The sequence below is a fragment of the Streptomyces sp. ISL-99 genome (assembly GCF_018614005.1).
Classification (GTDB): Bacteria; Actinomycetota; Actinomycetes; order Streptomycetales; family Streptomycetaceae; genus Streptomyces; species Streptomyces flavidovirens.
Window position 1 is genome coordinate 97,456 of record NZ_JAGGPC010000048.1, and the last position, 12,665, is coordinate 110,120.

At 70.9% G+C, this 12,665-nt stretch carries 13 protein-coding genes; 12 read left to right on the forward strand and 1 reads right to left on the reverse strand.

Going from position 1 to position 12,665, the window contains the following annotated elements:
- Positions 1-2,484 (forward strand): [protein-PII] uridylyltransferase, encoded by a 2,484-nt coding sequence (locus tag J7E91_RS28050; RefSeq protein ID WP_214909362.1) that lies wholly within the window; start codon positions 1-3, stop codon positions 2,482-2,484.
- Between the two features lie 90 nt (positions 2,485-2,574).
- Entirely contained in the window at positions 2,575-4,125 is a 1,551-nt protein-coding gene (gene ffh / locus J7E91_RS28055) for a signal recognition particle protein (RefSeq protein ID WP_214909363.1), read from the forward strand.
- 81 nt (positions 4,126-4,206) lie between these two features.
- On the opposite strand, the gene J7E91_RS28060 is transcribed toward ffh, so the two are convergent.
- Positions 4,207-5,091, reverse strand: coding sequence for a methyltransferase domain-containing protein (locus tag J7E91_RS28060; protein ID WP_214909364.1), 885 nt, complete (start codon positions 5,089-5,091; stop codon positions 4,207-4,209).
- Positions 5,092-5,653: 562 nt separating this feature from the next.
- Here J7E91_RS28060 and J7E91_RS28065 point away from each other — a divergent pair.
- The 10 genes from J7E91_RS28065 (at position 5,654) to lepB (J7E91_RS28110) (ending at position 12,651) form a co-directional block, all read left to right on the forward strand.
- Positions 5,654-6,247 (forward strand): hypothetical protein, encoded by a 594-nt coding sequence (locus J7E91_RS28065; protein ID WP_214909365.1) that lies wholly within the window; start codon positions 5,654-5,656, stop codon positions 6,245-6,247.
- Between the two features lie 227 nt (positions 6,248-6,474).
- On the forward strand, positions 6,475-6,921 hold the full coding sequence (gene rpsP, locus J7E91_RS28070) for a 30S ribosomal protein S16 (protein WP_028814561.1): 447 nt from the start codon (positions 6,475-6,477) through the stop codon (positions 6,919-6,921).
- A gap of 2 nt (positions 6,922-6,923) precedes the next feature.
- Entirely contained in the window at positions 6,924-7,163 is a 240-nt protein-coding gene (locus J7E91_RS28075; RefSeq protein WP_005311361.1) for an RNA-binding protein, read from the forward strand.
- A gap of 96 nt (positions 7,164-7,259) precedes the next feature.
- Complete coding sequence (gene rimM, locus J7E91_RS28080) at positions 7,260-7,847, forward strand: ribosome maturation factor RimM (protein ID WP_214909367.1); 588 nt, start codon at positions 7,260-7,262, stop codon at positions 7,845-7,847.
- Positions 7,844-8,665 (forward strand): tRNA (guanosine(37)-N1)-methyltransferase TrmD, encoded by an 822-nt coding sequence (gene trmD, locus J7E91_RS28085; protein WP_214909369.1) that lies wholly within the window; start codon positions 7,844-7,846, stop codon positions 8,663-8,665. Before rimM ends, trmD begins: the two co-directional genes overlap by 4 nt.
- 131 nt (positions 8,666-8,796) lie before the next feature.
- A complete protein-coding gene (gene rplS / locus J7E91_RS28090; protein ID WP_214909371.1) occupies positions 8,797-9,147 on the forward strand; it encodes a 50S ribosomal protein L19 in 351 nt (116 codons plus the stop codon).
- 45 nt (positions 9,148-9,192) lie between these two features.
- The gene (gene lepB / locus J7E91_RS28095) at positions 9,193-9,987 is read left to right on the forward strand and encodes a signal peptidase I (protein WP_214909372.1); all 795 of its coding nucleotides are present in this window, start codon (positions 9,193-9,195) and stop codon (positions 9,985-9,987) included.
- Positions 9,980-11,032 carry a signal peptidase I gene (gene lepB / locus J7E91_RS28100; RefSeq protein WP_214909373.1) on the forward strand — a complete coding sequence of 351 codons (1,053 nt, stop codon included), beginning with the start codon at positions 9,980-9,982 and terminating at the stop codon, positions 11,030-11,032. The genes lepB (J7E91_RS28095) and lepB (J7E91_RS28100) overlap by 8 nt, the downstream gene beginning before the upstream one ends.
- Positions 10,959-11,870: a signal peptidase I gene (lepB, locus tag J7E91_RS28105; protein WP_214909500.1), complete on the forward strand. Its 912-nt coding sequence runs from the start codon at positions 10,959-10,961 to the stop codon at positions 11,868-11,870. The genes lepB (J7E91_RS28100) and lepB (J7E91_RS28105) overlap by 74 nt, the downstream gene beginning before the upstream one ends.
- A 49-nt stretch (positions 11,871-11,919) precedes the next feature.
- Positions 11,920-12,651 (forward strand): signal peptidase I, encoded by a 732-nt coding sequence (gene lepB, locus J7E91_RS28110; protein ID WP_214909374.1) that lies wholly within the window; start codon positions 11,920-11,922, stop codon positions 12,649-12,651.
- Positions 12,652-12,665 lie beyond the last annotated feature (14 nt).

Below are 12,665 nucleotides of genomic sequence, written 5' to 3' on the forward strand. Positions count from 1 at the left end.
GTGACGAGCGTAGAAGTGATCACCGAACCGTCCGACGACTCGGGACCCAGCGGCTACGCGGCGGCCCGGCTGCGACTTCTCCAGGAGAAGTCGCAGTCCGGGCCGTCGCGCCGTTCCGGCCTCGCCCGGCTGACCGACGACTGGCTGGAGGCGCTGTTCACCACGGCCGCCCTCGAAGCGGGGGTACGCGGCGCGGCCCTCGTCGCCGTCGGGGGCTACGGGCGGGGCGAGCTGTCCCCGCGCAGCGACCTCGACCTGCTGCTCCTGCACGACGGCCGCGCCGACCCGAGCGCCGTCGCGGCGCTCGCCGACCGCGTCTGGTACCCCGTCTGGGACCTGGGCCTCGCCCTCGACCATTCCGTACGTACGCCCGCCGAGGCCCGCAAAACCGCCGGCGAGGACCTCAAGGTGCACCTCGGACTCCTCGACGCCCGGCACATCGCCGGCGACCTCGGGATCACCGCCGGACTGCGCACCGCCGTACTCGCCGACTGGCGCAATCTCGCCCCCAAGCGGTTGCCCGAACTCCACGAGCTGTGCCAGGAACGGGCCGTACGGCAGGGCGAACTCCAGTACCTGCTGGAACCCGATCTCAAGGAGGCACGCGGCGGCCTGCGCGACGCCACCGCGCTGCGCGCCGTCGCCGCCTCCTGGCTGGCCGACGCCCCGCGCGAGGGCCTCGACGCGGCGCGGCGCCGGCTCCTCGACGTACGCGACGCACTGCACCTGACCACCGGGCGCGCCACCGACCGCCTCGCCCTCCAGGAACAGGACCAGGTCGCCGGCGAACTCGGGCTGCTGGACGCCGACACGCTGTTGCGGGAGGTGTACGAGGCGGCGCGCACCATCGCGTACGCCGGTGACGTCACCTGGCGCGAGGTCAACCGCGTCCTGCGCGCCCGGTCCGTGCGGCCCAGGCTGCGCGCGATGCTCGGCGGCGGCAAGGCCGCGCCCGAACGCACCCCGCTCGCCGAGGGCGTCGTCGAGCAGGACGGCGAGGTGGTGCTGGCCCGTACCGCGCGACCCGAGCGCGACGCGGTGCTCCCGCTGCGGGCCGCCGCCGCGGCGGCGCAGTCGGGACTGCCGGTCTCCCTGCACGCCGTACGCCGCCTGGCGGCCGTCGCGCGGCCGCTGCCGGTGCCGTGGCCGGCCGAGGCGCGCGAGGAACTCGTCACGCTGCTCGGCGCGGGCGAGGCGACGATCGGGGTGTGGGAGGCGCTGGAGGCCGAGGGCCTCATCACGCGGCTGCTGCCCGACTGGGAGCGGGTGCGGTGCCGTCCGCAGCGCAATCCCGTCCACACCTGGACCGTCGACCGGCACCTGGTCGAGACGGCCGTACGGGCCTCCGCGCTCACCCGCCGCGTCCACCGCCCCGACCTGCTGCTGACCGCTGCCCTGCTGCACGACTTCGGCAAGGGCTGGCCCGGCGACCACTCGGTGGCCGGCGAGATCATCGCCCGCGACATCGCCGCCCGCATCGGCTTCGACCGCGCGGACGTGGGCGTGATTGCCACGCTCGTACGCCACCACCTCCTCCTCGTCGAGACCGCGACCCGGCGTGACCTGGACGACCCGGCGACCGTCCGCGCGGTCGCCGACGCGGTCGGATCGACCGGCACCCTCGAACTCCTGCACGCCCTCACCGAGGCCGATGCGCTGGCCACCGGGCCCGCCGCCTGGTCCACCTGGCGCGCCTCACTCGTCACCGACCTGGTCAAGCGCGTCGCCGCCGTCCTGGCGGGCGCGGAACCGGCCGAGCCGGAACCCGCCGCCCCCAGCGCCGAGCAGGAGCGCCTGGCCATCGAGGCGTTCCGTACCGGCGGCCCCGTCCTCTCGCTGCGCGCGCAACCGGAGGCGCACGCGGAGGACGCCGGGGAGGAGCCGGAGCCGCTGGGCGTCGAGCTGCTGATCGCCGTACCGGACCAGCCCGGTGTCCTGCCGGCCGTGGCCGGCGTACTGGCGATGCACCGGCTGACCGTACGGACGGCGGAACTGCGGGCCGCCGAACTCCCGGACCCGGTGGCGGCCGACGGTCCGGCCTCGCGGGCCGGCGTACTGCTGCTGGACTGGCGGGTGGCGGCCGAGTACGGGGCACTGCCGCAGGCCGCCCGGCTGCGGGCGGACCTCGTACGCGCCCTGGACGGCTCGCTGGACATCCCCTCGCGCCTGGCCGAGCGGGAGCGCGCGTACGAGAAGAACCCGCGCCGCCGGGGCGCCCAGGCCCCACCACCCCGCGTCACGGTCGCCGCCGCCGGGTCCCGCCTCGCGACCGTGATCGAGGTACGCGCCCAGGACGCCCCCGGGCTGCTGCACCGCATCGGCCACGCACTGGAAGCCGCGAAGGTACGGGTGCGCAGCGCGCACGTGTCGACGCTGGGTGCGAACGCGGTCGACGCGTTCTACGTCACAGGCCCGGGAGGCGCCCCGCTGCCGGAGACGGAGGCGGCCGAGGTGGCCAGGGTGCTGGAGGGTGCGCTGCGGTAGGGGGAAGGGGGCAGCCCCCACCGCAGACGGACAGATACCCTGGGGGCATCTGTGTCCCCCCGCCCCCCGACCCGAGGATTCGCGACCGCCGTGTTCGATACTCTTTCCGACCGCCTCGCAGCGACATTCAAGAACCTCCGGGGCAAGGGCCGCCTGTCCGAGGCGGACATCGACGCCACGGCACGTGAGATCCGTATCGCGCTGCTCGAAGCGGATGTCGCGCTGCCCGTCGTCCGGGCGTTCATCAAGCAGATCAAGGAGCGCGCCGCCGGGGCCGAGGTCTCGCAGGCGCTGAATCCCGCTCAGCAGGTCATCAAGATCGTCAACGAGGAGCTCGTCGGCATCCTCGGTGGCGAGACCCGTCGGCTGCGGTTCGCCAAGAACCCGCCCACCGTGATCATGCTCGCGGGTCTCCAGGGTGCCGGTAAGACGACCCTCGCCGGAAAGCTCGGCCTGTGGCTCAAGGGCCAGGGCCACTCTCCGATCCTGGTCGCCTGTGACCTCCAGCGCCCCAACGCCGTCAACCAGCTGAGCGTCGTCGCCGAGCGCGCCGGTGTCGCGGTGTTCGCACCGGAGGCCGGCAACGGCTCCGGCGACCCGGTCAAGGTCGCCAAGGACTCGATCGAGTACGCCAAGAACAAGCTGCACGACATCGTCATCGTCGACACCGCGGGCCGCCTCGGTATCGACCAGGAGATGATGCAGCAGGCCGCGGACATCCGCGACGCCGTCAGCCCCGACGAGATCCTCTTCGTCGTCGACGCGATGATCGGCCAGGACGCGGTCAACACCGCCGAGGCCTTCCGCGACGGCGTCGGCTTCGACGGCGTGGTGCTGTCCAAGCTCGACGGTGACGCGCGTGGTGGTGCCGCGCTGTCGATCGCCAAGGTGACCGGCCGCCAGATCATGTTCGCGTCCAACGGCGAGAAGCTGGACGACTTCGACGCGTTCCACCCGGACCGCATGGCGTCCCGCATCCTCGGCATGGGCGACATGCTGTCGCTGATCGAGAAGGCCGAGCAGACCTTCAGCCAGCAAGAGGCCGAAGCGATGGCGGCCAAGCTGGCGAAGGGGCCGAAGGAGTTCACGCTCGACGACTTCCTGGCCCAGATGGAGCAGGTCCGCAAGATGGGCTCCATCTCCAAGCTGCTCGGGATGATGCCCGGCATGGGGCAGATCAAGGAGCAGATCAACAACATCGACGAGCGCGACGTGGACCGTACCGCCGCGATCATCAAGTCGATGACCCCGGCCGAGCGCCAGGACCCGACGATCATCAACGGCTCGCGCCGTGCCCGCGTTGCCAAGGGCTCGGGCGTCGAGGTCAGCGCCGTGAAGAACCTGGTGGAGCGGTTCTTCGAGGCGCGCAAGATGATGTCGAAGATGGCTCAGGGCGGCGGAATGCCGGGTATGCCGGGGATTCCGGGCATGGGTGGCGGTCCCGGCCGTCAGAAGAAGCAGCAGAAGCAGGCCAAGGGCAAGCGCAAGAGCGGTAACCCGATGAAGCGCAAGCTGGAGGAGCAGGCCGCGGCCGAGCGCCGCGAGCAGGCCGCGCAGTCGGGCGGCGCGCTGGGCCTGCCGGCCGGTCAGGGCGCGAAGGACTTCGAACTGCCCGACGAGTTCAAGAAGTTCATGGGCTAGCAGCTCATGGGCTGACGCCCGGCCGTACGCACACCGCGCTGTGGGCGCCTCCTCCGGCACGGAGGGGGCGCCCACAGCCGCTCATGGCCTACGGGCGATCAGATAGCGGAAGACGTTCGACATCCAGACCGTTCCGTCCCCCCGCACATGGGGGTGGAGCGCCTCGGTGAGCTCCTTCTCGACCTGCGCCGGATCCGTGGCCCGTACGGCCGCGTGGAACAGCCCGGTCGACAGCAGGCCGCGTACGGCGCTGTCCATGTCGGCGTAACCGAAGGGGCACGCGACCCGGCCCGAGCCGTCCGGTCTCAGGCCGGCCCGCGAGGCCACGTCCTCCAGGTCGTCCCTCCGCGCAGGACGCCAGCCCCGGCCGCCGGTGGCGCGCAGCGTCTCGGTCAGCCGGGAAGCGACCCGCAGCACCGCGGAGGTCGCGCAGCGCTCGGGCGGACCCCAGCCCGCGAGCACCACTGCGCTGCCGCGCTCGGCGAGGGGTATCGCGCTTTCGAGCGCCACGGCGAGCCCCTCGGAATCGCCGGACGCACAGCCGAGCGGTTCGAAGGCGGTGACGAGGTTGTACGCCGGGGCAGAGCCGTCGCAGACCTCCGCCGAGGCGCCCTCGTACAGGCGCGTGGGTTTGTCCGGGGTGTCCTCGGTGCTGCTCCCGCTCCGCGGCGCGTCCGCCAGCAGACGCTCGCGGGCCAGCGCGACCCGCTCGGGATCGGCTTCGACGCCTGTCACCTGCGCGCCTCGCGATGCGGCGATCAGCAGGGCGAGTCCCGAGCCGCAGCCGAGGCCGAGCAGCCGGGTGGCGGGGCCCACCTCAAGCCGCTCGTACGCCGCTTCGTAGAGCGGGACCAGCATCCGTTCCTGGATCTCGGCCCAGTCGCGGGCGCGCGCGCCCGCGTCGGTCGCCGGCGCTGAGGCTGTGTTCGGGTCGTGCCGGTGGTGCCGGACGAGCGTAGGTGTCATCGAAAGCGCCCCAATCCGCCGAGAGGTCATTGCGTGTCCTTGATGGACGTTCCCCCGTGTGCGTGCGCCTGTACTCCCCGTAGCCAGGGAACTCCGCATCCGGCATCAAGTCCAGGGGTCGTAAGGCAATGCTTGCGTGCCCCTGCCGTGCGCCCCCGCGCCGGAGCGGATCCAGGTTCCAGAGTGCCGTCGCCGGGCGGATCGCGCCACGCGAAGGAACGCGACCGTACGGTGTCCGGTCATCGGGGACGGGGCGGTGCCCGGCCGACGGTGTGCCCCGGGTACTGTCGCCGTCCGGGCCGTTGCCCCATGGGAGCGCCCGTCGGCGTCCGGGTGGCAACTCGCGCCCCCGGAGGCGCTGATGCCCCGGCGTGCGGTCTTTTCGTACGCGCCGGAGCGTACGCGTGGGTACGCCCCGGGATGATGGCCGCTGGGCGGGTCCTCCGCAGATCAGCGCACCCGCCCTCGTCAGGACGCATCAATGGCAACTGACTGGTACGTGCAAATTATTTGGGATGGCCCGGAATAGGAACACCGGGGCACCCCGGCTCGTTGTCACGACGTGAGCACGACACCACCTGTTCTCGCCGCAGAGCTGGCGCAGGCGTGGGCCGACATTCAGCGGTACCACCCCGAGCTGCCAGACCTAGCCGCGCCCGAATCCCTGATCGGAGAGTCCTCGTCCGCCTGTGGCGCCGAGCTCTCCTTCGAACGACTGCTGCACGAGGCAGTCCACGGCATCGCCGCCTCCCGCGGCGTCCGTGACACCTCGCGCGCCGGCCGCTACCACAACCGCAGATTCCTCGCGATCGCCGAGGAGATGGGCCTCGACCACCCCGAGGAGCCGCACCCCAGCAGCGGATTCTCGCTGGTCTCGCTCAACCCCGAGGCGAGGCGGCGCTACCGGCCGACGATCGAGCGGCTCCAGCGCGCCCTCAAGGCGCACACGGTCGCGACCACGTCGGACACCAAACGCTCCTTCCGCGGGCCCGCCGCCCGGCACGGCTCGTCCGGCGGCGGGGTGCGGGTCAAGGCCGTCTGCGACTGCGGGCGCAACGTCCGCGTCGTGCCTTCGGTCCTGGCCCAGGCCCCGATCGTGTGCGGTGGCTGCGGAAAACCGTTCCGCATCCCGGAAGTGGTGGCCGCAGCGAGCTGACCGCCTTTTGCTGACGCCACTCAACGCCCGTGCGGGCCTGCCGGCCGGGTGCTGGGCGGGTGATGTCTGTGCCACAGGTGTGTGGCACAATGGCTAGCTGTACTCGACAGCCGCACAGGAACCCTCTCGCCTCCGGCTGACGCGTCCATCGGGCACCCGAGTACCGCAACCCCACGTGGCATCTTCGTTGTGCCCAACCACGTCATAGACCAGGAGACACCACTCCAGTGGCAGTCAAGATCAAGCTGAAGCGTCTGGGCAAGATCCGTTCGCCTCACTACCGCATCGTCGTCGCCGACTCCCGTACCCGCCGTGACGGCCGGGCCATCGAGGAGATCGGTCTGTACCACCCGGTGCAGAACCCGTCGCGCATCGAGGTCAACTCGGAGCGTGCCCAGTACTGGCTGTCCGTCGGCGCCCAGCCGACCGAGCCGGTCATGGCCATCCTGAAGCTCACCGGTGACTGGCAGGCGCACAAGGGCCTTCCCGCCCCGGCGCCGCTGCTGCAGCCGGAGCCCAAGGCCGACAAGCGTGCCGCGTTCGACGCGTTCGCCAAGGGCCTTGAGGGTGGCGACGAGTCCAAGGGCGAGGCGATCACCCCGAAGGCGAAGAAGGCCGACAAGAAGGCTGACGAGGCTCCTGCGGCTGAGTCCGCTGAGTCGACCGAGGCCTGAGCATGCTCGAGGAGGCTCTTGAGCACCTCGTGAAGGGCATTGTCGACAACCCCGACGATGTGCAGGTCGCCTCGCGCAACCTGCGCCGCGGACGCGTGCTGGAGGTCCGGGTTCACCCGGACGACCTCGGCAAGGTGATCGGCCGCAACGGCCGCACCGCTCGCGCTCTGCGTACGGTCGTGGGCGCCATCGGCGGCCGTGGCATCCGTGTCGACCTCGTCGACGTGGACCAGGTCCGCTGAACAAGTTGGCCGTTTTTACCTAGATACGCCGGCTCGGGCCGGGAAGGGCTCACGAGCCCTTCCCGGCCCGTAGTCGTAAGACAGGAGAAACATCAAGTGCAGCTCGTAGTCGCGCGGATCGGCCGCGCCCACGGGATCAAGGGCGAGGTCACGGTAGAGGTGCGTACGGACGAGCCGGAGCTGCGGCTCGGGCCCGGCGCCGTACTCGCCACGGACCCGGCCTCCGTCGGGCCGCTGACCGTCGAGACCGGCCGGGTGCACAGCGGGCGGCTGCTGCTGCGCTTCGCGGGCGTCAAGGACCGCACGGCCGCCGAGGCGCTGCGCAACACCCTCCTCATCGCCGAGGTCGACCCGGCGGCGACTCCGGAGGACCCGGAGGAGTTCTACGACCACCAGCTGATGGACCTCGACGTCGTCCTCGCCGACGGCACCGAGATCGGCCGGATCACCGAGATCACCCACCTGCCCTCGCAGGACCTGTTCATCGTGAAGCGCCCCGACGGCAGCGAGGTGATGATCCCCTTCGTCGAGGAGATCGTCACCGAGATCGACCTGGAGGAGCAGCGAGCGGTCATCACCCCGCCGCCCGGTCTGATCGACGACAGCCAGGCCGTGGTCGCGTCGTCGCGGGACGAGGGCGAGGGTAAGAGCCAGGCTCAGGACCAGGAAGACGACGGCGCATGAGGCTCGACGTCGTCACGATCTTCCCCGAGTACCTGGAGCCGCTGAACGTCTCGCTCGTCGGCAAGGCCAGGGCGCGCGGGCAGCTCGGCGTACACGTGCACGACCTCAGGGACTGGACGTACGACCGCCACAACACGGTCGACGACACTCCTTACGGCGGCGGTCCCGGCATGGTCATGAAGACCGAGCCCTGGGGCGAGGCCCTGGACGAGGCTCTGGCGGACGGTTACGAGAGCGGGGCGCACGGCCCGGTACTGGTCGTGCCCACGCCCAGCGGCCGCCCCTTCACCCAGGAACTCGCCGTCGAGCTCTCCGAGCGGCCCTGGCTGGTCTTCACGCCCGCGCGCTACGAGGGCATCGACCGTCGCGTCATCGACGAGTACGCCACCCGCATGCCGGTGTACGAGGTGTCCATCGGGGACTACGTCCTCGCGGGCGGCGAGGCTGCCGTACTGGTGATCACCGAGGCGGTGGCCCGGCTGTTGCCCGGAGTGCTCGGCAACGCCGAATCGCACCGCGACGACTCCTTCGCGCCCGGCGCGATGGCCGACCTGCTCGAAGGCCCCGTCTACACCAAGCCGCCCGAGTGGCGGCACCGGGGCATCCCGGAGGTGCTGCTCAGCGGCCACCACGGGAAGATCGCCCGGTGGCGGCGGGACGAGGCGCTGCGGCGTACGGCCGCCAACCGGCCGGACCTCATCGAGCGCTGCGACCCCAGGGCCTTCGACAAGAAGGACCGCGAGATGCTGAGCATCCTCGGCTGGCGTCCCGGCCCCGACGGCCGATTTGGGCGTAACCCCGAGGCCGTGGAAGAATAGGCCGCTGCTGTACGTCCGGCGTGCGCCCCTGCCACAGGGGGAACGACGCCCGCCCGACGCGGACAGCGCCCAGAAACTCTCTTATCGAATTCCGTCGATGACCTGTGGCATCGGCGAGGAAGCAGACTCACATGTCCAGCCTTCTCGACTCCGTCGACTCCGCATCGCTGCGTACCGACCTTCCCGCGTTCCGTCCCGGTGACACCGTGAACGTTCACGTCCGCGTCATCGAGGGCAACCGCTCGCGTGTGCAGCAGTTCAAGGGCGTAGTCATCCGCCGCCAGGGTTCGGGCGTCCGCGAGACCTTCACGGTCCGCAAGGTCTCCTTCTCCGTCGGCGTCGAGCGCACCTTCCCGATGCACAGCCCGATCTTCGAGAAGATCGAGCTCATCTCCCGCGGTGACGTCCGCCGCGCGAAGCTGTACTTCCTCCGTGAGCTGCGCGGCAAGGCCGCGAAGATCAAGGAGAAGCGCGACCGCTAGTCGCGCATTCGGCGCCCGGGACCGGCCGGATAGGCTCACGTCCCGATGGACACCGAAGCACACGACACGGAGCGCGACCGCTCCTCGACCCCGCGAACAGGGGACGAGGAGGGGGCGCGCTCCGCGCGTTTTCTCGAAGCTCCGTGGCGCGGGCCGGCTCTGCTCGGCGCCGCGTGCGCGGCTTTTCTGCTGCTGTTCAGCACCTTCGTCATGCAGCCCTTCCTCATTCCCAGCGGCTCGATGCAGCCCACCCTGGAGATCGGGGACCGGGTGCTCGTCAACAAGTTGGCGTACCGTTTCGGGTCCGTACCGCAGCGCGGTGATGTGGTCGTCTTCGACGGCACCGGGTCCTTCGTACGCGAGGAGCCCGCCGGGAACCCGGTCACCGGGCTGCTGCGGTGGGCGGCCGCGGCTGTGGGACTGGCCGAGCCCGCCGAGACCGACTACATCAAGCGCGTGGTGGGCGTGGGGGGCGACCGGGTCGTGTGCTGCGACAAGCGGGGGAGGGTCGAGGTGAACGGTCGGCCGGTGGACGAGGAGTACCTGTACCCGGGCGACGCCCCGTCGCGGGTCCCGTTCGACATCGTCGTACCGCAGGGCACGCTGTGGGTCATGGGCGACCACAGATCGCACTCGCGCGACTCCCGCGACCATCTGGGCGAGCCGGGCGGGGGCATGGTGCCTGTCGAGAAGGTCGTGGGGCGGGCGGACTGGATCGGCTGGCCGGTGGGCCGCTGGTCCTCGCTGGACGAGTCCGGCGACCGGGGATCCGGGGGCAGCGCCCCGGCGAAGCACAGTACGCGCGTCACCGCGCCGGGGCCGGTCGGGTTCCATGGGTAACCGCGGGCGGGCACGGGCGAGCCACCGTGCGGACACCCGGCTGCCCACGGGTACGCGGCCGACGAGCGGGCCCGCGCTGCCGGGCAGGGCGGACCGGCGGAAGCTGGCGAAGCGGGTGAAGCGCCGGCGGCAGAGATCGGTCGTCAAGGAGATACCGATCCTGATAACGGTGGCGCTGCTCATCGCGCTCGTACTCAAGACTTTCCTTGTGCAGGCCTTCGTGATCCCGTCGGGCTCGATGGAGCAGACGATCCGGATCGGCGACCGGGTGCTGGTCGACAAGCTCACGCCGTGGTTCGGCTCGAAGCCGGAGCGCGGCGACGTCGTGGTCTTCAAGGACCCGGGCGGCTGGCTGCAGGAGGAGGAGAAGACCGGCATCGAGGACGACCCGGTGGGCGTCAAGCAGATCAAGGGAGCCCTGACCTTCATCGGGCTGCTGCCGTCCGAGGACGAACAGGACCTGATCAAGCGGGTGGTCGCGGTCGGCGGGGACACCGTCAAGTGCTGCGACAAGGACGGGCGGGTCACCGTCAACGGCGTACCGCTCGCGGAGCCGTATCTGAATCCGGGCGACCGTCCCTCCGAGCTGGAGTTCGATGTGAAGGTGCCCGCCGGGCGGTTGTTCGTGATGGGGGACCACCGGTCGGACTCCGCCGATTCCCGTTTCCACCTGGACGAGAAGTTCGAGGGAACGGTCGGGGAGGAGGAGGTCGTCGGGCAGGCCGTCTTCATCGCGTGGCCCTTCAGTCACTGGCGGAAGCTGGAGGAGCCCGGGACGTACGCGAGCGTGCCTGAGCCGCGCGCCGGGGCGACCTCGGCGGCCGGGCCGTCGAATAGGGTGTCGTCCCAGGATCCGAACGCGATGATCCTGCTCCCGACCCCTGCGGAACTCCCGCTCGTTATGGGAGTGGTGGGCCTGCGTCAGGTATGGCGCGGGCGGTGGAACGGAGTGAGGAGTGGATGTGGGGGATTTGGCGGTCGGCGCACGATCCGAACGCGACGAGCCCGAGGAACGACCGGAGTCACCCGCAGCCGTGAGCGATGACGTACGGGGCGAAGACCCGACCAGCAGCGACAACAGCGACAGCAGCAGTGGGGACAGCGTGGGGCCGAGGAAGCCGCGCTCGTTCTGGAAGGAGCTGCCGCTGCTGATCATCATCGCGCTCATGCTCGCGCTGTTGATCAAGACCTTCCTGGTGCAGGCGTTCTCGATCCCCTCGGACTCGATGCAGAACACCCTGCAGCGGGGTGACCGGGTGCTGGTCGACAAGCTGACACCGTGGTTCGGCTCCGAGCCGGAGCGCGGCGAGGTCGTGGTGTTCCACGACCCGGGCGGCTGGCTGGAGAACACCGCGGCGCCGGACCCGAACGTCGTACAGAAGTTCCTCAGCTTCATCGGCCTGATGCCGTCCGCTGAGGAGAAAGACCTGATCAAGCGGGTCATCGCGGTCGGCGGGGACACGGTCGAGTGCAAGAAGAACGGGCCGGTCAAGGTCAACGGGAAGTCGCTCGACGAGAAGTCGTACATCTTCCCCGGTGACACCCCGTGCAACGACGAGCCCTTCGGGCCGCTCAAGGTGCCCGAGGGCCGGATCTGGGTGATGGGCGACCACCGCCAGAACTCGCTGGACTCGCGTTACCACCAGGAGCTGCCGGGCCACGGCACCGTCGCGAACGACGAGGTCGTCGGGCGCGCCATCGTGGTGGCGTGGCCGGTCAACCGCTGGTCCATGCTGTCGGTCCCCGGCACCTTCGACCAGCAGGGGCTCAGTGCCGCGGGCGTCGCGATGTCGGCTGCGCCCGGTGCGCTGGGGCTCGCGGGGGCGGTGCCGCTGGTGCTGTGGCGCAGGCGGAGGCTGACCGGCGGGCGTACCGCCGGGTAGGGTGCCGCTCGGATCAGCGATTTTCGATCTCCGAGTGGGGAGCGCTGCGATGAGCGGAACAGGACGTACAGAAGGCGGCCACGGCCGGCTCGGCAACGTGTTGTCCGGGCTGGCCGTGGCCGTCGGCTGTGTGCTCTTCCTCGGCGGCTTCGCCTGGGGAGCGGTGCAGTACAAGCCGTACACGGTGCCGACCGATTCGATGACCCCGTCGATCAAGGCGGGCGACCGGGTGCTCGCGCAGCGAATCGACGGCGGCGAGGTGCGGCGCGGAGACGTGGTGATCTTCACCGACTCCGTGTGGGGCGATCTGCCGATGGTCAAGCGCGTGGTCGGAGTCGGCGGCGACAAGGTCGCCTGCTGCGGCGAGGACGGCCGGCTGACCCTGAACGGCAAGCCCCTGGACGAGCCCTATCTGGCGGGCGGGGAGCCGGCGTCGACTACTCCCTTCACCTCCGAGGTGCCCGGCGGGCATCTCTTCCTGCTGGGTGACGAGCGGCGTACGTCGGTGGACTCACGGGGGCACATCGAGGACGCCGCGAAGGGAACGGTCCCGGTGGGCAAGGTGGACGCGCGCGTCGACGCGGTGGCCTGGCCGTGGGGCGGGACCCTCGACCGGCCGGACAGTTTCGAGGCGCTGCCGGGCGGGGTTTCCGAGCCCGGACCGATCGCTCCCGTGCTGGCCGCGGTGGGGGCCGGTGTGGTCCTGATCTTCGGCGGGGCGGCGTACGGACCTGTCGCGAAGCGGGTCGGGCGGCGGAAGGCGGGTACCGGTGGACGGTGAGGCGGGCGGCGAGA

Coding starts and splice junctions, on each gene's coding strand:
- J7E91_RS28060 (WP_214909364.1), bottom strand. CDS start 5,091: ATGACACCTACGCTCGTCCGGCACCACCGGCACGACCCGAACACAGCC.
- J7E91_RS28075 (WP_005311361.1), top strand. CDS start 6,924: ATGCTCGAGGAGGCTCTTGAGCACCTCGTGAAGGGCATTGTCGACAAC.
- trmD (WP_214909369.1), top strand. CDS start 7,844: ATGAGGCTCGACGTCGTCACGATCTTCCCCGAGTACCTGGAGCCGCTG.
- rplS (WP_214909371.1), top strand. CDS start 8,797: ATGTCCAGCCTTCTCGACTCCGTCGACTCCGCATCGCTGCGTACCGAC.
- lepB (WP_214909372.1), top strand. CDS start 9,193: ATGGACACCGAAGCACACGACACGGAGCGCGACCGCTCCTCGACCCCG.
- lepB (WP_214909373.1), top strand. CDS start 9,980: ATGGGTAACCGCGGGCGGGCACGGGCGAGCCACCGTGCGGACACCCGG.
- lepB (WP_214909374.1), top strand. CDS start 11,920: ATGAGCGGAACAGGACGTACAGAAGGCGGCCACGGCCGGCTCGGCAAC.